This is a genomic window from Chromobacterium piscinae, from assembly GCF_021129175.1.
GTDB lineage: Bacteria > Pseudomonadota > Gammaproteobacteria > Burkholderiales > Chromobacteriaceae > Chromobacterium > Chromobacterium piscinae.
Window position 1 is genome coordinate 1 of sequence record NZ_JAJOHV010000008.1, and the last position, 18,903, is coordinate 18,903.

General features: G+C 66.8%; 15 protein-coding genes. 6 read left to right on the plus strand and 9 right to left on the minus strand.

The annotated features are described in order from the left end of the window. Positions 1–238, minus strand: a 238-nt coding sequence (locus LQR33_RS01920; protein WP_231467226.1) for a response regulator, incomplete at its 3' end; no start/stop codon positions are given. Between the two features lie 190 nt (positions 239–428). On the opposite strand from LQR33_RS01920, the gene LQR33_RS01925 reads away from it, so the two are divergent. The 3 genes from LQR33_RS01925 (at position 429) to LQR33_RS01935 (ending at position 3,864) form a co-directional block, all read left to right on the plus strand. Beyond that, the gene (locus tag LQR33_RS01925; protein ID WP_166439325.1) at positions 429–1,256 is read left to right on the plus strand and encodes a UDP-2,3-diacylglucosamine diphosphatase; all 828 of its coding nucleotides are present in this window, start codon (positions 429–431) and stop codon (positions 1,254–1,256) included. Further along, positions 1,244–2,278: a glycosyltransferase family 4 protein gene (locus LQR33_RS01930; protein WP_166439326.1), complete on the plus strand. Its 1,035-nt coding sequence runs from the start codon at positions 1,244–1,246 to the stop codon at positions 2,276–2,278. Before LQR33_RS01925 ends, LQR33_RS01930 begins: the two co-directional genes overlap by 13 nt. Positions 2,279–3,081: 803 nt before the next feature. Continuing rightward, entirely contained in the window at positions 3,082–3,864 is a 783-nt protein-coding gene (locus LQR33_RS01935; protein WP_021477531.1) for a ferredoxin--NADP reductase, read from the plus strand. 176 nt (positions 3,865–4,040) lie between these two features. Here the strand turns inward: LQR33_RS01935 and LQR33_RS01940 are convergent, their stop codons facing one another. The 4 genes from LQR33_RS01940 to LQR33_RS01955 form a co-directional block, all read right to left on the minus strand. Then, positions 4,041–4,733 (minus strand): hypothetical protein, encoded by a 693-nt coding sequence (locus LQR33_RS01940; RefSeq protein ID WP_205692472.1) that lies wholly within the window; start codon positions 4,731–4,733, stop codon positions 4,041–4,043. Between the two features lie 208 nt (positions 4,734–4,941). Further along, positions 4,942–5,649 (minus strand): rhodoquinone biosynthesis methyltransferase RquA, encoded by a 708-nt coding sequence (rquA, locus tag LQR33_RS01945; protein WP_231467228.1) that lies wholly within the window; start codon positions 5,647–5,649, stop codon positions 4,942–4,944. Positions 5,650–5,857: 208 nt separating this feature from the next. After that, a complete protein-coding gene (gene xth, locus LQR33_RS01950; protein ID WP_231467230.1) occupies positions 5,858–6,631 on the minus strand; it encodes an exodeoxyribonuclease III in 774 nt (257 codons plus the stop codon). A 254-nt stretch (positions 6,632–6,885) separates the two neighbouring features. Beyond that, on the minus strand, positions 6,886–8,925 hold the full coding sequence (locus LQR33_RS01955) for a M3 family metallopeptidase (protein ID WP_231467233.1): 2,040 nt from the start codon (positions 8,923–8,925) through the stop codon (positions 6,886–6,888). Between the two features lie 102 nt (positions 8,926–9,027). On the opposite strand from LQR33_RS01955, the gene LQR33_RS01960 reads away from it, so the two are divergent. Together LQR33_RS01960 and LQR33_RS01965 are read left to right on the plus strand one after the other, a co-directional pair. After that, complete coding sequence (locus LQR33_RS01960) at positions 9,028–9,573, plus strand: gamma carbonic anhydrase family protein (RefSeq protein WP_104945398.1); 546 nt, start codon at positions 9,028–9,030, stop codon at positions 9,571–9,573. Between the two features lie 3 nt (positions 9,574–9,576). Then, positions 9,577–10,077, plus strand: a complete 501-nt coding sequence (locus tag LQR33_RS01965) for an RDD family protein (protein ID WP_231467236.1) — start codon at positions 9,577–9,579, stop codon at positions 10,075–10,077. Here the strand turns inward: LQR33_RS01965 and LQR33_RS01970 are convergent. Then, on the minus strand, positions 10,074–11,714 hold the full coding sequence (locus LQR33_RS01970; RefSeq protein ID WP_231467238.1) for a methyl-accepting chemotaxis protein: 1,641 nt from the start codon (positions 11,712–11,714) through the stop codon (positions 10,074–10,076). The two genes, LQR33_RS01965 and LQR33_RS01970, sit on opposite strands and share 4 nt — an antisense overlap. A gap of 388 nt (positions 11,715–12,102) precedes the next feature. On the opposite strand from LQR33_RS01970, the gene LQR33_RS01975 reads away from it, so the two are divergent. Further along, complete coding sequence (locus LQR33_RS01975) at positions 12,103–13,737, plus strand: APC family permease (RefSeq protein ID WP_231467241.1); 1,635 nt, start codon at positions 12,103–12,105, stop codon at positions 13,735–13,737. A gap of 75 nt (positions 13,738–13,812) precedes the next feature. Here LQR33_RS01975 and LQR33_RS01980 read toward each other — a convergent pair whose 3' ends face one another. The 3 genes from LQR33_RS01980 to LQR33_RS01990 all read right to left on the minus strand — a co-directional run. Next, a complete protein-coding gene (locus tag LQR33_RS01980) occupies positions 13,813–16,086 on the minus strand; it encodes a TonB-dependent receptor domain-containing protein (RefSeq protein WP_231467244.1) in 2,274 nt (757 codons plus the stop codon). Between the two features lie 141 nt (positions 16,087–16,227). Beyond that, entirely contained in the window at positions 16,228–18,324 is a 2,097-nt protein-coding gene (locus LQR33_RS01985; RefSeq protein WP_231467248.1) for a S9 family peptidase, read from the minus strand. Between the two features lie 19 nt (positions 18,325–18,343). Then, the coding region (locus LQR33_RS01990) for an energy transducer TonB family protein (protein ID WP_231467250.1) at positions 18,344–18,903 on the minus strand (560 nt) is incomplete at its 5' end.

An 18,903-nucleotide genomic window follows, 5' to 3' on the forward strand; every position in this document is an offset into this window, starting at 1 on the left:
CGGTCAGCACCAGCACCGGCTCGTCGCGGCCGGCGCGCCGCCAGGCGGCGAGGATGTCCATGCCGTCCATACCCGGCAGCCCCAAGTCCAGCACTACCGCGTCGTAAGGCGCGGCGGGCAAGGCGGCCAGCGCCTGCCGGCCGTCGCGCAGCCAATCCACCGCGAATCCCAGCTGCCGCAAGCCCATCTGCAGGCCATCGCCTATCTGCGCGTCGTCCTCTACCACCAGTATCCGCATCCGTCCTCCCGCTATCCGCCGCAGCGTCCTTTATCCCACTGACAGCTTAAACCATGCTTAAACGCCGTCCCGATCCGCCCATATTGTCATTGAACGGCATAGGACTATTCACCTTCCCGTCAACAAAACCTCATTTCCCTGTCACGTCGCCATTGCAGCATGGGACGTCATCCCGGCCCACGGACCTGCCATGCAGCCAGATACCGCTTCCGACGCCTTCCGCCGACTGCGCAGCATCTGGATTTCCGATGTCCACCTCGGCACCGCCGGCTGCCGCGCCGAACACCTGCTCGACTTCCTGCGCGAGCACGAATCCGAATATCTGTACCTGGTCGGCGACATCGTCGACGGCTGGCAATTGAGAAAATCCTGGTACTGGAAGCAGAGCCACAACGACGTGGTTCAGAAGCTGCTGCGCAAGGCGCGCAAGGGCTGCCAGGTGATCTACATCCCCGGCAACCACGACGAGGCGGCGCGCCAGTACTGCGGGCTGAACTTCGGCGGCGTCGCCATCCGCCACGAGGCCGAGCACTTCACCGCCGACGGCAAGCGCCTCTTGGTGCTGCATGGCGACGAGTTCGACGGCGTGATCCAGTACGCCAAGTGGCTGGCCTATGTCGGCGACAATCTGTACACGCTGATCCTGCAGCTGAACCGCGGCTTCAACTGGGTGCGGCACCGGCTGGGCCTGCCCTACTGGTCGCTGTCGCAATACCTGAAGCACAAGGTGAAGAACGCAGTGAACTTCATCAGCCAGTTCGAAACCATCCTCGCCGGCGAGGCGCGGCGGCGCGGCTTCGACGGCGTGGTGTGCGGCCACATCCACAAGCCGGAAGTGCGGATGATAGACGGCATCCTGTACGGCAACAGTGGCGACTGGGTGGAAAGCCTGTCGGCGCTGGTCGAGCACACCGACGGCCGGCTGGAGGTGCTGCACTGGACCGCGCTGACCGCCGGCGCGTCCATCAAGGAAGCGCCAGAGCCCATCCCTTCGGAGGAATCCACATGCGCATCATGATCGTCACCGACGCCTGGAAGCCGCAGGTCAACGGCGTGGTCCGCTCGCTGACCGAAACCGTCCGCGAGCTGGATGGCTTCGGCCACCAGGTCAACATGATCACGCCGCTGGAATTCCGCACCATTCCCTGCCCCACCTACCCCGACATCCGGCTGTCGCTGCTGCCCTACCGCCAGGTGGCTCAACGCATCGCCGGCTTCGCTCCGGACGCGATCCACATCGCCACCGAGGGTCCGCTGGGCCTGGCCGCGCGCCGCTTCTGCCTACGCGAAGGCTTGGCCTTCACCAGCGCCTACCACACCCGCTTCCCGGAATACATCCACGCCCGCTGCCGGCTGCCGCTAACCGCCAGCTATGCCTGGATGCGGCGTTTCCACAACGCCTCGCAGGCAGTGATGGTGCCCACCCGCTCCATCGCCAACGATCTGGAGGCGCGTGGCTTCGACAACGTCAAGCTGTGGAGCCGCGGCGTGGACACCGCCATGTTCAGCCCTGGCGAACGCCAGAGGCTGGACGAATCCAACCCGCCCCGCTTCGTCTACATCGGCCGGGTGGCGGTGGAGAAGAATATCGAAGCCTTCCTCAAGCTAGACCTGCCCGGCAGCAAATGGGTGGTTGGCGATGGCCCGCTGCTGTCCCGGCTGAAGCAGCAGTACCCGGACGTGTACTTCGCCGGCGTCTTCCCGCAGCAGGAGCTGGCCCGCTTCTACCGCGCCGCCGACGTGTTCGTCTTCCCCAGCCTCACCGACACCTTCGGCCTAGTGTTGCTGGAGGCGATGGCCTGCGGCGCGCCGGTGGCGGCTTTCCCGGTAGCCGGCCCGCTGGACGTGGTCGGCGACACCGGCGCCGGCGTGTTGGACTGGGACCTGCGCGCCGCCTGCCTGAAGGCTCTGGGGCTGGACCGCGGCCATGTGCGCCGGGTGGCCGAGAGCTACTCCTGGCAGGCCGCCAGCCGCCAATTCGAATCCCACCTGCGCCCCAACGCCGCCGCATCCGCCGGACTGAACCCCATCGCCGATTAAATGCGCCTTGCTTCATCAGCTGTAAGCGCTATATTTCAAAAATCGAAGCACGCGGAAAGCTCGGATGTCTTTGGCGAGCTTGTCCGGCGGACCCGCGCATGTATTGGCATTGCGACCGCGCCCACGCTACCGAGCGGCGGTCGGCACCGGAGGTGTCAGCAATGCCCAACGAGCATCCAGGACGGATGCATCTCTCCGCGGCCCCAGGCAAGCCTGCCTTCATCGCGATTGACGGCCCGGCGCATGGGCAGTACCGGCAGTACCCGGAAGCGATATTTCCGTCCAAGCGCCCGTCGCGGGCGCATCATCGATGCGCCGGCCAGAGCGGTGTGTTCGCAGCGCCCTGCTTCAGGGTGGCGTGCAGGCTTCAACGCACGCCTTGTCGCAGACAGGTCCGCGCCATATACGATTCAGGCGGCGCGGCCGCGATGTAAAATCCCCCTTAATTCATTTCAGAGGGCGTCCCGACACCGGACGCCCTCTTGCTTCAGATCAATCCCAGTCCGCTATAGCACGTCCAAATAACGAAAAGCGATAAAAAAATCTGTAAACAATCTTCCGTATGCTATGCGCTGTCGGTTACCATGCTGCAGCCTCGCGCCACGGCCTGGATAATCCGCTAGGCGCCACTCACGATCGCGTCTGCTCCGGTCCCACACCGGCGCGGCGCCGTCCCAAGCACAGGCAAGCATGCCGCCATACAACACCCGAAGCCGCACGAACAAGCAAGGGGCCGGCAAACGGGTTAGAATCTTTGCAGCGCAATATTGTCCGATCATTAAATTTTGTGAGTCGCACGAGCTATGTCCTCTCCTAATCTGACCGCTGAAAAGGTCCTGTCCGTTCACCACTGGAACGACACGCTGTTCAGCTTCACCTGCACCCGCGACGCGGGCCTGCGATTCATCAACGGCCAATTCGTTATGATAGGCCTGGAGGTGAACGGCAAGCCGCTGATGCGCGCCTACTCCATCGTCAGCTCCAACTACGAAGAGCACATGGAGTTCTACAGCATCAAGGTGCAGGACGGCCCTCTGACTTCCCGCCTACAGCACCTGCAGGTCGGCGACACCGTCATGATCAGCAAGAAGCCTACCGGTACCCTGGTGCAGGACAACCTGCTGCCGGGCAAAAACCTGTATCTGCTGTCCACCGGCACCGGCCTCGCCCCGTTCATGTCCATCATCAAGGACCCGGACGTGTACGAGCGCTACGACAAGGTGATCCTGACCCACGGCGTGCGCTGGGTCAGCGAACTGGGCTACCACGACTACATCACCAAGGAACTGCCGGAAAACGAATTCTTCGGCGAGATGGTGCGTGAAAAGCTGATCTACTATCCGACCGTCACCCGCGAGCCGTTCCGTAACCAAGGCCGCCTGACCGATCTCATCACCAACGGCAAGCTGTGCGCCGACATCGGCCTGCCGCAGCTGAATCCGGAACACGACCGCGTGCTGATCTGCGGCAGCCCGAGCATGCTGCACGATCTGTGCGAAATCCTGAACGGCATGGGCTTCAAGGAATCTCCGCGCATGGGCGAGCCAGCCGATTACGCGATCGAGCGCGCCTTCGTCGAGAAGTGATCCATCCATCCGCCCCGCGCAGACGCGAAAACGCCCCGCAAACTAAAACTTGCGGGGCATTTTTTTGCCCGTCCCCGCCCTTCCGGCGGAACCGCGAACAGAACGGACATCGACAAAAACAAGGGGAGGCGCGAGCCTCCCCAGTTTTTATGCGAGCCAGACTGCTGTCTGGTTTATTACTTGGCGGCCGAAGCGGCAGCCTTGTGAGCCTTTTTGGCGTGCGGCTTGTGAGTCTTCTTGGCCGGGGCCGAAGCGTCAGACTTGGCGGCCTGGGCCTTCTGAGCGGAAGCATCCTTCTTCACAGCGTGCTTCTTGGCGTGGGACTTGTGAGCCTTCTTGGCCGGGGCCGAAGCGTCGGACTTGGCGGCCTGAGCCTTCTGAGCGGAAGCATCCTTCTTGGCGGCGTGCTTCTTAGCGTGCTTGTGGGCAGCCTTCTTGGCCGGGGCCGAAGCGTCAGTCTTGGCAGCCTGAGCCTTCTGAGCGGAAGCTTCCTTCTTCACCGCATGCTTCTTGGCGTGGGACTTGTGGGCCTTCTTGGCCGGCGCCGAAGCGTCGGACTTGGCGGCCTGAGCCTTCTGCGCGGAAGCCTCCTTCTTGGCGGCGTGCTTCTTAGCGTGCTTGTGGGCGGCCTTCTTCGCCGGAGCGGAAGCTTCGGCCTTGGCGGCCTGGGCTTTTTGCGGCGCGGAAGCGCCTACCTTTTCGCCTTTCTTGGCGTGGTGGATCTTGGCCGGGGTCTTTTTCTCGGCCTTCTTGGCGGCCGGGGCTGCCTTGGCGGCGGGAGCGGAAGCCGGAACGACCTGTGCGGCGAAACCTGCGGCGGAGCTCAGGCCGAATACGGCGGACAGGGCAAGAAGGGTCAGCTTTTTCATGATTTCATCTCCAGGTCGGTAACGGAGGCTTCCACCTCCGCAAGGCACCGTGTTTGGTGTTTCCTTGAGACGTATCCTAGTCCTGCCCCTTCCACCCGTCTGTTAGCGCCTTGTAAGGCCGTGTAACGCGACGTACAAGGGACAAAACCGCTGCCCCCGGCGCGCTCTTGTCATGCCTTGCGTGCAGCCCCCTTCTTGCCCGCCGGGCTCAATCGCGCCGTTGCGCGACCACGATCTGATACACGCCGCCGAACACAGTGCGCTTGCGCCAATCGAAGCGCTCCGCCTCGCGCGCGTAGGCGGCGATCTCCTTGTTCCACAGCGCCTCGGCGAACGGCTCCAGCACGCGGTTCACCCACTTGAGCAGCCAGCCTATCGGCTGCCACGGACGGGGGCAGTGGTAATCGACGAACATCGCCCGCCCGCTCGGCGCCACCTGGGCCAGCATATTGTCGACGATGGCCGACTTCATCCCTTCCGGCACCTCGTGCAGCAGGAAGAAGCTGCACACCAGGTCCGGCCGCTGATCTGCCTGGTAGCGGGCCGCGTCGGCGCGCACCACTTCGGCCTGCGGCACGCCGGCCAGCTTGCCCCCGGCCAGCTCCACCTGGATGGGCGTGACGTCGGTCAGCGTGAAGCGGCCGTCCGCGCCGACCCGACCCGCCGCGCGCTGCACCAGGTCGCCGTAGACGTGGGCGACCTGCCACACCCGCTCGCCTGGCCGGATTTCATCGAGATAGGCGCGCATCAGCCGCTGGTCGTTGCCGAACAGCAGCGTGCGTACCACCAGCTTGTGGTCCAGCATCCTGGCCTTGCGCGGGTTGACGTAGGCCCAGTCGTAGACCTCGGTCATGTAGTCCGGAACGTCCTGGTAGTAGGGGTCGCCAGCGCTTGCGCGCGTGTTCAGTGTGGTCATGGTGGGTTACCGGTTATCAGCGATGGAACCAGCTTAACAAGCGTCTTTTCCCCTCGGCTTGAGCCAGGCCAAACCTTGGCCCGGCCACGCGGAAGGCATATTCCAACGTCGTTATAAGCGCCGCATCCATGCGGCGGCAACCTCATCAGCCCGCCAAAGCGAACGGCCCGGCGCAAGGCCGGGCCGTCTGGCTGGCGAAACGGGCCGGTCAATCGGCCAGCGTCAGCACCACCGGGGTGTGGTCGGAGGGACGCTCCCACTTGCGCGGCGCCTTGTCGATCTCGCAGGCCTGCGCGCGGGGCTTGAGCGCGTCGCTGACCAGGATGTGGTCGATGCGCACGCCCTTATTGCGGCGGAACATCATCTGGCGGTAATCCCACCAGCTGTACTGCTTCTCCTCCTGGTTGAACAGGCGGAAGCTGTCGGACAGGCCCAGCGCGATCAGGCGGCGGAAGGCGTCGCGCTCCGGCGTGCTGCACAGCACCTGCTCGCGCCAGCCTTCCGGGTCATAGACGTCGCGGTCTTCCGGCGCGATGTTGTAATCGCCCAGCAAGAGCAGGTTCGGATGCTTGGCCAGCTCGGCGGCGACGTAGCCTTCCAGCTTGGACAGCCATTCCAGCTTGTACGGGTACTTGGGCGAATCCACCGCCTCGCCGTTGACGAAATAGCCGCAGATCACCCGCACGCCGTCCACGGTGGCGGCGATCACCCGGCGCTGCTCGTCGCCGTAGCCGGGAATGCCGGCGACCACGTCCGTCATATCCAGCGGCGCGCGGACCAGGATGGCGACGCCGTTGTAAGTCTTCTGGCCGAACCAGGCCGCGCGGTAGCCGGCGGCTTCGATCTCCGCCAGCGGGAAGACGTCCTGGTCCATCTTCAGTTCCTGCAGGCACAGCACTTCGACGCCGGTGTCGGCCAGCCACTGCAGCACCTGCGGCAGGCGAACTTTCAGGGAATTGACGTTCCAGGTGGCAAAACGCATCGGCGAGAACTCCAGAATGGGAAAAGATGAAGGCCGACACCATAGCAGCAGCCGGCCCGGCTGTTGAGGGATTTTCGCGCCTCGCCGCCGGCAAGGCAAAAAAAAAAGCGCCTCCGCAGTCGGCGGAGGCGTCAATAGACACTATATCACTACCCCTGATACGCGTCTGGCTCGCTTGCTGCTCCGGAAGACAACCCTGAGCAAAAGATTAGAGCCGGACTATTCCAGGCGAGTTCCTAAAGTTTCAATTTTTTTTACGCCACCTCCGGCGCCATGCCGGAATGGCGCAGCAGCGCGTCGATTTCGGGGTCGCGGCCGCGGAAGGCGCGGAACGATTCCAGCGCCGGGCGGCTGCCGCCGACGGCCAGGATTTCATCCCAGAACTGGCGGCCCACCTGCGGATTGGCGCCGCCGGCCTCCTCGAACGCGGCGTAGGCGTCGGCCGACAGCACTTCCGCCCACTTGTAGCTGTAGTAGCCGGCGGCGTAGCCGCCGCCGAAAATGTGGCTGAAGCTGTTGGGGAAGCGGTTGTACGCCGGCGGACGGTTGACGGCCACCTCGTCGCGCACCTGCTCCAGCAGCGCCAGCCAGTCCACGCTGTCGGGATTGCCGGCGGTGTACAGCTGCATATCGAACAAGGAAAACTCCAGCTGGCGCACCATCTGCATGCCGGACTGGAAGTTCTTGGCGGCGATCATCTTGTCGTACAGCTCGCGCGGCAGCGGTTGGCCGCTTTCGCTGTGCGCAGTCATGCCCTGCAGCACGTCCCACTCCCAGCAGAAGTTTTCCATGAACTGGCTGGGCAGCTCGACCGCGTCCCACTCCACGCCGCTGATGCCGGCCACGCCGGCCACCTCGATGCGGGTCAGCAGATGGTGCAGACCGTGGCCGCACTCGTGGAACAGGGTGATCACCTCGTCGTGGGTGAAGTAGGCCGGCTTGTCGCCGACCGGACGGCTGAAGTTGCACACCAGGTAGGCCACCGGGGTCTGCACTTCTCCGCCCTTGCGGCGGCGGCCGCGCACGTCGTCCATCCATGCGCCGGGGCGCTTGCCGTCGCGGGCGTAGAGGTCGAGGTAGAAACCGCCCAGCAGGGTGTCGCCCTGGAAGATCTCGAAGTAGCGCACGTCCGGATGCCAAGCGGCGACCTGGCGCTCGGCGAAACGCACGCCGTACAGGGTGCCCACCACGCCGAACAGGCCTTGCAGCACCTTGGGCTCAGGGAAGTACTGCTTCACTTCGTGCTCGGAGAAGGCATAACGGGCGACGCGCAGCTTCTCGCTGGCGTAGCTGACATCCCAGGCCTGCAGCGCGTCCAGGCCCAGCTCGTCGCGGGCGAAGGCTTCCAGCTCGGCGCGGTCCTGCTCGGCGTAGGGCTTGGCGCGGCGGGCCAGATCGCGCAGGAAGTCGATCACCTGCTTCGGGCTTTCCGCCATTTTGGTGTACAGCGACAGCTCGGCGTAGTCGGCGAAGCCCAGCAGCTGCGCCTCTTCGGCGGCCAGCTTCAGCTTCTCGCGAATCAGCGGGCCGTTGTCCTGCTCGACGGGGCCGAATTCCGACGCGCGCTTGGCATTGGCCTCGTACAGCTTCTCGCGCAGGGCGCGGTTGTCGGCGTACTGCAGCACCGGGAACAGCAGCGGGAACTGCAGGCCCAGCTTGTATTTGCCCGGCTGGCCGTCGGCCTCGGCCATCGCGGCGTACATGGCCAGCGTGTCCTCGGGAATGCCGGCCAGCTCGGCCGCGTCTTCGATGTACAGGCTGAAACCGTCGGTGGCGTCCATCACGTGCTGCGAAAACTGGTTGGATAGCTCGGCCAGCCGGCTCGACAGCTCGGCGAAGCGGGCCTTCTGCGCGTCCGGCAGCTCGGCGCCGGCCAGGCGGAAGTCGCGCAGGTCGTTTTCGATCACTTTCTTCTGCGCGGCGCTGGCGGCGGCGAATTCAGGATTGGCCGCCACCGCCTTGAAGCGGGCGAACAGGTCCAGGTTTTGTCCCAGCTCGGTGAAGAAAGCGGAAATGCGCGGGATCTCGGCGTTGTACGCCTCGCGCAGGCCCTCGGTGTTGCCCACCACGCCGTTCAGATGGCCGACCACGCCCCAGGCGCGGCCGAGCTTCTCGGTGGCGTCGGTCAGCGGCTCCACCACCGCCTCCCAGCTATCGCCGCCGGCGGCGACCACCGCGTCTATCGCGGCGCGGGCGTCGGCCAGCAATACGTCGAGGGCCGGGGTGATGTGCTCCGGCTTGATGGCGTCGAAGCGCGGCAGGTCGGAGAAATCAAGTAAGGGGTTCTGGCTCATGGCTTCAACATCCTGTCGGGGCGGGCTGATTATGATAAGGGAATTTGCGCGCCGGCGCGCGCGGCCGGCACAATGCATGATCACAGAGATAAGGACGAAACGATGAAAAGCAATATCCGCCAGTACGACGGCCACCATCCGGAGATCGCCGACGGCTGTTACATCGATCCGGCGGCCGTGGTCATCGGCGAGGTGAAGCTGGAGGCCGGCGCCTCGGTCTGGCCGTGCGCGGTGATCCGCGGCGACGTCAACCGCATCCACGTCGGCGAAAACAGCAATGTGCAGGATTTCGCGATGCTGCACGTCAGCCACAGGAGCGCCGCCGATCCGGAAGGCGCGCCGCTGATCATCGGCCGCCACGTCACCATCGGCCACCACGTGACGCTGCACGGCTGCACCATAGGCGACGAGGTGCTGATCGGCATCGGCAGCATCGTGCTGGACCGCGTGGTGATAGAGGACCGGGTGCTGGTCGGCGCCGGCAGCCTGGTGCCGCCGGGCAAACGCCTGGAGTCCGGCTATCTGTACCTGGGCAACCCGGTGAAGCAGGCGCGGCCGCTGACCGACAAGGAGCTGGCCTACTTCAAGTATTCGGCCGAGCATTACCTTCGCGTGGCCGACAAGCACAAGGTCAATCTGGAGGATTGAGCGATGGCGGATTCGCCGCAAGTCCATGAAGAAGAGCTGGAATACGTCGGGTTCTGGGCCAGGGTGCTGGCCAGCCTGGTCGACACCGTGCTGCTGTTGATCGTGTCGGCGCCGCTGCTGTGGCTGCTGGCCGGACGCGAAGCGGCGTCGACTGGCGGGCTGCCGGACCTGGCTGAGCTGAGCGGCGCCGGCTCGCTGGCGGAGTTTCTGGTCAACTACCTGCTGCCGGCCGTCGCCGTCATCCTGTTCTGGATCTACAAGAGCGCGACGCCGGGCAAGATGATGCTGGGCGCGCGGGTGGTGGACGCCGACACCGGCGCGCCGCTGACGCCCGGTCAGGCGGCGCTGCGCTACCTCGGTTACTTCGTCTCCATCATTCCGTTCTGCCTAGGCCTCGTGTGGGTGGGCATAGACGCCCGCAAGCAAGGCTGGCACGACAAGCTGGCACGCACCGTGGTGGTGCGCCGCAAGCCGCAGCCGGCCGCCTTCCCCGGCCGCCGCTAAACCGGCGCCAGCCGTCCGCGCGGGATCTCCGCCCGCCGCGGCTCGACGGCCTCCGGCGGGTCCAGCCGGAACCAGGCCAGCGCCTGGTTGAGTCCGCCGGCGGATTCCGCCAGCTGTTCCATCAGCGGCTCGGCCTCTCGCATCTGCTGCTCGATGTGCTGGGCCAGGCTGGCCAGCTCATGGCCGTGCTGGCGGATATTGCCGCCGGCCTGGGTCTGCCCCTCGCCCGCCGCGCCGATGTCGGCCATCAAGCCGCCCAGCCCGGCCAAGGCCACGTCCACCGCGGCCAGCGCCCCATCCAGCGCCAGTTGGGCATCCTGGCCGTCCCGTCCGGCCCTGCCGGCTGCGGCGACGGCCTCGCCCAGCGCGCCTTTGGCCTGCTCCATCTGCCGCAGGCTGTCGAAAATGCCGCTGGTGGCCGAGGCGGTGCGCTCGGACAATTTTCTCACCTCGTCGGCCACCACCGAGAAGCCGCGGCCGGCCTCGCCGGCCCGCGCCGCCTCGATCGCCGCGTTCAAGGCCAGCAGATTGGTCTGCTCGGCCACGTCGCGGATCAGAGCGCTGATCTGGCCGATCGCCGACAGCGCCTGGCCCAGCGTCTGCATTTCCAGGTTGGCGGTGGCGATGCGCTCGGCCAGCAGGCCCATCGTCGCGGCGTTGTGCTCGCCCTGGCGGCGCGCCTGGGCGGTGGCCGCCGCCGCGCCGCGCGCGCAATCCAGCGCCGCCTCGATATGCAGTCCCACCTGGTCGGCATGGCCGGCGATCTCGGCCGCCGCCTCGTTGCTGAGCTGGCTTTTCTGCGTCTGCTGTCGGCTGGCGTCGGCGCTCTGCCGCGTCAGCAGCTGCAGCCGGCGGCTGTCGTCCTGGTTGGCCCCGGCGTGGCGGCGCACCTCGTCAAGCAGCCCCGCAAGGTGGTCGAGGAAGCGGTTGATCCGCGACGCCGCGTGCGCCAGCTCGTCGCCGCCGCGGTCGGGCAGGCGCACGGCCAGATTGCCTTCTCCCAGCGCGTCGGCGGCCTGGGCCATCGCCGCCAGTTGGCGGCGCAGCCGGCGCGCCAACGTCAACTGGATCAGCACCACCAGCGCGCTGGCCAAGGCCAGCGGCCCCAGGATCAGCGGCGCCAGCCGCGACAACGCCGCGGCCAGGCCGGCTTTTTCCCCCGCCAGCTCGCCGTCGCGCAGCTTCAATTGGACGTCGATCTGCGCGACCAGAGGCGCCAGATCGTTCTGGTAGGCCTGCTCCGGAATCGACAGCGCGTCCTGCGGCGCGGTCTCGGCGATGCGGATGGCGCTGCCCAGATTGGCGGCGTAAGCCTGCCAGCGGTCGCGCAGCGCGCCGTCGAACGCGCCGGCACCTGCCGCCGGCAAGGCGTCATGGATGTCGCGCCGAAGGCCGGCCACCTGCCGCACGGCCTGCTTCAGCCGCTCCGCGGTTTCCGGCAGCAAGGGATCGGCGCGTGAAAACGACAGCGACACGGCCTTCAACTGTTGCAAATTTGCCGCCAGCTGCTGCAGACGGTTGTAGTTGTCGACGTGGCGGGTGAAGGAATACAGCTGCTGGCCGGTCAGCGCCATCGCCAGCGCCAGGCTGGCGAGGGTAAAGGCGATGGTCAGCCACAGGCGTTTGATCAGGGACATGACGGGTGCTGCGTGAGACTTCGGGGCCCTCATCTTAGCCAAGTTACATGACGTAAAGATTTCAAGACATATAAGTAAGTAACAAAAATTGTTCACATTACGTTACAATCCGCGCACCCGAAATTTCGGGTCGGCATGTCGGACAAAATTCGGCCTTGCGCCCGCTTCTGGGCGCAGCATCATGATTTGCTCCGCCACGCCGGCTTCGACATCCGCCGGCCGCTTCGCCGTCCGCGCCGACGCGGTCCGCCTGCCCGGCAGGCGCGATTTACATAAGACCGGGCCCACCCGGCTATGTGGGCAACCTCCCCCGGACACGTCCGGCGCGCGCGCGTCGCTTCCGGGGCGGCTGTTGCCCGTCATCGTTCAAATGACTGGAGATTCGCCCTTGCAACAACAACATTCCCGCCATATCGGCCCGATCGCGCTGATGCTCACCGGTCTTGGCTCCATCATTGGTTCCGGCTGGCTGTTCGGCGCCGCCCACGCCGCGCAGATCGCCGGCCCGGCCGCTATCGTCGCCTGGCTCGTCGGCATGGTGATCATTCTTTCCATCGCGCTGAGCTACGCCGAACTGGGCGCCATGTTCCCGGAATCCGGCGGCATGGTGCGCTACGCCCGCTACTCGCACGGCTCGCTGCTCGGCTTCATCGCCGCCTGGGCCAACTGGATCGCCATCGTGTCGGTGATTCCGATCGAGGCCGAGGCCTCGGTGCAATACATGAGCACCTGGCCCTACGAATGGGCTCAGAACCTGTACCGCAACGGCGAATTGAGCACCGTCGGCCTGTCCTTCGCCGCCGTGCTGGTGGTCGCCTACTTCCTGCTCAACTACTGGGGCGTGAAGCTGTTCGCCAAGGCCAATAGCGCCATCACCATCTTCAAGGTGATCGTGCCCGCGGTGACGGTGGGCGCGCTGGTCTACAGCGGCTTCCACTCGGAAAACCTGAACAACCCGGCGCTGGGCGGCTTCGCGCCGTTCGGCTGGGCCAGCGTGATGACCGCGGTGGCCACCAGCGGCATCGTGTTCAGCTTCAACGGCTTCCAGAGCCCGATCAACCTGGCCGGCGAGGCCCGCAATCCGGGTAAGAGCGTGCCCTTCGGCGTGGTCGGCTCCATCCTCCTGGCCGCGGTGATCTACGTCGCGCTCCAGGTGGCCTTCCTCGGCGCGCTGTCGCCGTCCGAGCTGGCGCACGGTTGGAAGGGTCTGGACTTCAGCTCGCCGTTCGCCCAGCTGGCGATGGCCCTGGGCCTGAACTGGCTGATGATGACCCTGTATTTCGACGCCTTCGTCAGCCCCAGCGGCACCGGCGCCACCTATATGGCGTCCACCTCGCGGATGATTTACGGCATGCAGCGCAACGGCACCATGCCGGAGATCTTCGGCCGCATCCACCCGCTGTACCGCATTCCGCGCCCGGCGATGTGGTTCAACCTGGCGGTGTCCTTCGTGTTCCTGTTCTTCTTCCGCGGCTGGGGCACGCTGGCGGCTGTGATCTCGGTGGCGACCGTGATCTCCTACCTGACCGGCCCGATCAGCGCCGCCGCGCTGCGCCGCTGCGCGCCTGAGCTGCCGCGCCCGCTGCGCTTGGCCGGCCTGAACATCGTCGCGCCGTTCGCCTTCGTCTGCGCCTCGCTGGTGCTGTACTGGGCGCGCTGGCCGCTGACCGGCCAGATCCTGTTCCTGATCGTGGCCGCGCTGCCGGTCTACATCTGGTACCAGGCCCGCGCCGGCTGGCCGGAATTCGCCCGCGAGCTGAAGGGCGCGCTGTGGATGGTGCTCTACCTACCGACAATGGCGCTGCTGTCCTGGATCGGCAGCACAGACTTCGGCGGCATCGGCATCCTGCCGTACGGCGTGGATATGGCCGTGGTGGCCGCCGCCGCGCTGGGCTTCTACTTCTGGGGCGTCAACAGCGGCTGGTACACCCGCTACCTGCGCGACGAGCACGATCCGAAGCTAGTGGAAGAGATGCAGCGCGACAACGCGCCGTCCGGCAAGCCCGCCGTTCAGCGCGGCTGATCATCCAGACCGGCGCAAAATAAAGCCGACTGCCCAGGCAGTCGGCTTTTTTACGTCCGGGCTATCTGAAAACGCTCAGTAGCGCCATTCCACGGTGGCCGAATACGCGCGGCCGCGGCCGGTGGCGTTGGGCGTCCAATCGGTGGATTGCAGCGGCATCGCATTCATCACGTTCAGCGGCGCGGAGTAGCTGCGGTTGGTCAGATTGCTGATGCCGGCGCGCAAGGTCAGCTGCTTGTTCAGCTTGTAGTTGGCGTACAGGTCGATCAGCGTCGGCGTCGCGTTCTGCTGCTCCTTCTCCACGTCACCGGTGATGTCGTCCGCGTTGCGGTCGACATTGATGCGGTAGCTCTCGCCGTCCTTGCGGAAGATCGCCCCCAGCTCCAGCTTGCGCTCCAGCAGCCGCGCGCCGACGTCCAGCGAGTAATAGCTGGACGGCAGCTCGGTGATGTCGCCGAAGTTGAAATTGGCGGCGGCGATGGACGGCGGCTGGCTGGTGCGCTCGCGGCTGTACGACAAGCGCGCGTAGACGAAGCCGGCGTCGTAGTTGGCCTCCAGCTCCCAGCCACGGGTGCGCACCGGCGACACCGTGTTGGTGTAGACATACATGGTGTCGCTGACGTCCGCCTCCTCCGCCTTGCCGGTGTTGACGTCGGCGTAGCTGCAGCGCGCGCCCTCCTTGCAGATGCGGAACATCGTGCTGCTGATGTAGTTGTCGATCTTGGAACGGTAGCCCAGCAGCTTCAGCCGCAGCGTGTCGTCGCGGCTCAGCAGGCCGTGGAACATCGAATTGAAGCCCAGTTGCACGGTGTCGGCGCGCTCGCCCTTGAGGAAGGGGTTCATCGAATCGGCGCCGGAGTTGGCGAAGAACACTTCCTGCGGGTTCGGCCCGCGCGAGGTGCGCGCCGCGCTGGCGAAAGGCTGGAACCACGGCGCCACCTCGGCCGAGATCAACAGCGACGGATCGAAATAGCTTTCCTTCAGGCTGATGTCGGCCGCGCCCTGCGGGAAGCAGCGCAGATCGTCGCGGCAGGCGGGCTTGTGGCCGCCCAGCTCGAAACGGGTGTAGTTGAAGCCGCCGACCACATTGAAGATGCCGTAGCGGTAGTCCAGGCTGGCGAACAGCGAGCGCATCTCCTGCTTGCCCGCCGGCGCGAACGGGTTGTTCTCTATCGCCTGCTGCGCGGTTTCCGGGTCGTCGATATTGCTGAACACATTGCGCACGAAGCGGTTGCGCTGCCATTTGGCGCCGGTCCGCAGCGTGGCGTCGCCGCCCCACAGGTCGAAGCGGCTGGCGTTGTCCACGCTCAGGCTGTCGTTAACGTTCTCGGTGCTGGTATTGGTGAAGTTGATCAGCGCGCCCGGCATATAGCTCTGCCGGCCCTTGCCGTGGCTGGCCAGCGCCGTCAGGTCCACCCATTCCGACAACGGCGTGTAGCGGTACTTCAGAGCGTAGTCGTCGCTCTGGATGTCGCGCTTGGTGAAGTGGTTGCGGTAGCGCCGCGCCGACAGCTCGGCGAAGTGGCGGGCGTTGGGACGCCATTCGGCCTTGAACAGCTGCGATTGCGGATTCTGGCTGAAACTCTGGTCACCGCCGAAGCCGAACTCGGTGCTGTCGACGCCGGAGCCGTTGCGGTAGGTGCCGCTGCTGGAGCTGCTGCTGATCGCGCCGACCAGGCCGAACTCGCCCCAGTCGCCCAGTTGCTGGCGCGTCGCGCCGGCCACCATGCCGCTGCGGCCCAGGCCGTTGTTGCCGCTCATGTACTTGGCCCGCGCGCCATAGCGCTTGCCCTCGCGCAGCACGTCGTCCACGCCCAGCGTGCGGAAGTTGGCGCTGCCGGCCAGGGCGTTGACGCCGTTGGCGCCGGCAGAGCCGCCTCGCTCCACGTCGACGCCGACGATGAAGTTGGGATCGATCAAAGCGCCGAAGGAACTGGTAGGCACCGCGCCGTGGGCCAGTTCCGACGGCGCGCTGCCGAAGTAGTTCTGGCTGACGCCGTCTATCATGGTGTTGACCCGGCCCAGGCCGCTCATGCCGCGGATATTGACGCTAACCGCGCCCTGGTTGGGGTCGATCTGGGTATACACGCCCGGCATGCCGCGCAGCACGGCGTCCAGCGATTCGGAACGGGTGTTTTCGCCGCGGCTGCTGAACGCGCCCGGCTTCTCCAGCGCGCGCTTCTCGGCGCGGTCGCCGTCAGTCTCCGCGCCGCCCGCCGCGCTGCCGCTGACCACCAGCGGCCGGAACTCGACCTTGCCGTCGGCCTGCGCCGCGTCGGCCGCCAGCGTCGATTGCCCGCATACCGCCATCGCGGCGCTCACCCAATGCGCCATCATTTTTTTGTTCACTGCCTGACTCTCCAAAGTGATCGCTGTCCGAACCGCCCTGCCAGGGGCGCGCGCGTTCGGACAGCACGAAACAGGAGAGCGACGTGGAAATCAGGGCCATGCGGGGCGGATCGCCCCGCCGGCGGCGGGGTAAGGCAAAGCTCACGGTTCCCGCCAGCCGGACAGGGTCAGCAAAAAGGCGTATTCGCGGGCGTTGGCCGCCAGCCGGGACACCCGGCCGGACTGGCCGCGGTGGCCGGCGTCCATCTCGGTGATCAGCGCCAGCTGCTGGCCCGGCCATTGCCGCTCGCGCAGCCGCGCCACCCACTTGGCCGGCTCCCAGTACGGCACCTGGCGGTCATGCAGGCCCGCCGTCACCAGCAGGTGCGGATACGGACCGGCGCCGACATTGTCGACCGGGCTGTAGCCGCGCAGCCGGCGGTAGGCGTCGGCGTCGGCCGGATTGCCCCACTCGCCGTACTCGCCCACAGTCAGCGGCAGGGACGGGTCCTGCATGCTGGACAGCGCGTCAACGAAGGGCACCTGGGCCACCGCGCCGCGGAACAGGCCCGGCGCCTGGTTCAGCGCCGCGCCGATCAGCAGGCCGCCGGCGCTGCCGCCCATCGCGTACAGTTGGTCGGATCGGGCGTAGCCCAGCCGCGCCAGTTCGCGGGCGGCGTCGACGAAATCATTGAAGCTGTTCTGCTTGTTGGCCAAGCGGCCGGCCTCGTGCCAGCGCCAGCCCAGCTCGCCGCCGCCGCGCACGTGGGCGATGGCGAACACGAAGCCGCGATCCAGCAGGCTGACGCGCGGCGCGCTGAAGGCGGCGTCCATGCTCATGCCGTAAGCGCCGTAGCCGTACAGCAGCAGCGGATTGCCGCCCTTGGCCAGATGGTCCCGGCGGTAGACCAGCGACACCGGCACCCGCTCGCCGTCGCGGGCGCGTATCCACAGCCGCTCGCTGCGGTAGTCGGCGGCGCGGTAGCCGGCCAGCTTGGGTTGCCACAACGCCCGGGTCTTGCCGTTGGACAGATTCCATTCCCAGGTCGAGGTCGGCGTGGTCAGCGACGAGTAGCGGTAGCGCAGCCGCCCGCTGTCCAGGTCCGGATTGCGGTCGAACCAGACGCGGTAGCTCGGGTCCGGCAGCGCCAGCGTTCGGCTCGCGCCGCCGCGCCAGGCGATCGCGCGTACCCGGCTCAAGCCGTCATGCCGCTCCTTGACGATCAGATGCCGCTTCAGCAGCAAGAAACTCTCCACCTCGCGGTTCGCCGTAGGCGCGATCAGCGTTCGCCACTCGCCACCGGGCGCGGCGCTGCGGTAAAGGCCGAAACCCGCTGGGTCGGGATTGGCGCGCAGGTAGAAAGCGCCGCGGTAATGATCCAGATAGTATTCGCGGCCCGGCCGGCGCGCGGCGAAGCGCTTGGCCGGCGCGGCCGGATCCTGCGCGTCCAGCAGCCAGGCCTCGCTGCTGTCGCTGCCGGCGACGGCGATCAGCGCGTAACGGCGCGAGGCGCTGGCGGACAGGCTGACGGTATAGCCCTCGTCCTTTTCCTCGAACACCAGCGCGTCATCCATCCCGCCCAGCCGATGGCGGTAGACGCGGCTGGGGCGGTAGGTATCCGGGTCCGCGGCCACGTACCACAGCGCGCGGCCGTCGGCGGACCAGACCATCTCGGTTCCCGCCCCGCCTTCGGCAACCGGCAGCCACTCGCCGCTGGCCAGATCGCGCAACGCCAGCCGCTGCGTGCCGTCGCCGCGGACGTCCTCGGCCACCGCCAGGTAGCGCCCGTCCGGCGACAGCTGCCAACCGCCCAGACGGTAGTAACGCTTGCCCTTGGCCCGCTCGGCGGCGTCCAACACCGTCCGCCACGCGCCGCCGGCCAGCGGCCGGCGCTCGTACACCGGCTGCTGCGCGCCATCAGGGTAGCGTTCGCGGTATTCCCAGCCATTTTCTGTATAAGGAAGCGAGGCCTCGCCGCCGGCGCCGCGCGCCTGCATCTCCGCCAGCAGCTTGTCGCGCAGCGGCTGCTGGCCGGCCAACAGCGTCTCGGCGTAGCGGTTCTCCGCCTGCAGATGGGTCAGCACCTCCGGCCGGTCGCGGCTGTCGTCTCGCAGCCAGGCGTAGGGATCGACGCGCGCGTCACCCTGGGCGCTCAAGGTCTGCGGCCTGGTTTCGGCCCGGGGCGGCGCGTCGGCGCGCGCCAGCGCGGCGCACAGGCAGAAGCCCGCCAGGGCGGCAAAGGAAAGAATAGGGTTCATCGTCGCTCGCGGCGGCCGGTCAACCGGCCTGGTTCAGGTCAAAATGGATGGGCAATACGATGCGGATCTGGCCGTCGCTGAGCCGCTCCAGCGGCGGCGCGGGCAGCGGTTGCGCGCGCCGCAGCACCGCCAGCGCCTCGCGGTCCAGCGACAGGGTGCCGCTGCCGGCGGCCAGACTGGCCGCGCGAACCCGCCCGCCGGCGTCCAGCGTCACTTCGACTTTGGCGACGCCGCCGCGGCGGCGGCTGATCGCGTCTTCCGGGTAGCGCTTGTGGGCGGCGAGGTGGCCCAGCACCCTGCCCTCCCAATCGACGTTGCGCGCGTTGCCGTCGCTGTTTTGCGCGGCGGCGGTGTCGTCGGCGCGCTGCGGCGCCTTGGCCGACGACGCCGATTCGGCGCTCCTGCCCGGCCGGCTGGCGCTGTCGGCGTCGGCTTCGCCCGGCGCGCCGTCGCGCCGCGCCTGCAAAGCCACGCTCTGCCTGGCCTCGTCCCGGCGCGCCAGCTTCACCGGCGCGCGCTCTCCGGCGCGGGCGCGGGACTCGGCGTTGGCCATCCGCTGTTGCCGCGCCACCGGCTTGT

What these genes read in the sequence shown, in the direction of transcription:
- LQR33_RS01925 (WP_166439325.1), top strand. Translation starts at nt 429, where the DNA reads ATGCAGCCAGATACCGCTTCCGACGCCTTCCGCCGACTGCGCAGCATC.
- LQR33_RS01930 (WP_166439326.1), top strand. Translation starts at nt 1,244, where the DNA reads ATGCGCATCATGATCGTCACCGACGCCTGGAAGCCGCAGGTCAACGGC.
- LQR33_RS01935 (WP_021477531.1), top strand. Translation starts at nt 3,082, where the DNA reads ATGTCCTCTCCTAATCTGACCGCTGAAAAGGTCCTGTCCGTTCACCAC.
- LQR33_RS01940 (WP_205692472.1), bottom strand. Translation starts at nt 4,733, where the DNA reads ATGAAAAAGCTGACCCTTCTTGCCCTGTCCGCCGTATTCGGCCTGAGC.
- rquA (WP_231467228.1), bottom strand. Translation starts at nt 5,649, where the DNA reads ATGACCACACTGAACACGCGCGCAAGCGCTGGCGACCCCTACTACCAG.
- xth (WP_231467230.1), bottom strand. Translation starts at nt 6,631, where the DNA reads ATGCGTTTTGCCACCTGGAACGTCAATTCCCTGAAAGTTCGCCTGCCG.
- LQR33_RS01955 (WP_231467233.1), bottom strand. Translation starts at nt 8,925, where the DNA reads ATGAGCCAGAACCCCTTACTTGATTTCTCCGACCTGCCGCGCTTCGAC.
- LQR33_RS01960 (WP_104945398.1), top strand. Translation starts at nt 9,028, where the DNA reads ATGAAAAGCAATATCCGCCAGTACGACGGCCACCATCCGGAGATCGCC.
- LQR33_RS01965 (WP_231467236.1), top strand. Translation starts at nt 9,577, where the DNA reads ATGGCGGATTCGCCGCAAGTCCATGAAGAAGAGCTGGAATACGTCGGG.
- LQR33_RS01970 (WP_231467238.1), bottom strand. Translation starts at nt 11,714, where the DNA reads ATGTCCCTGATCAAACGCCTGTGGCTGACCATCGCCTTTACCCTCGCC.
- LQR33_RS01985 (WP_231467248.1), bottom strand. Translation starts at nt 18,324, where the DNA reads ATGAACCCTATTCTTTCCTTTGCCGCCCTGGCGGGCTTCTGCCTGTGC.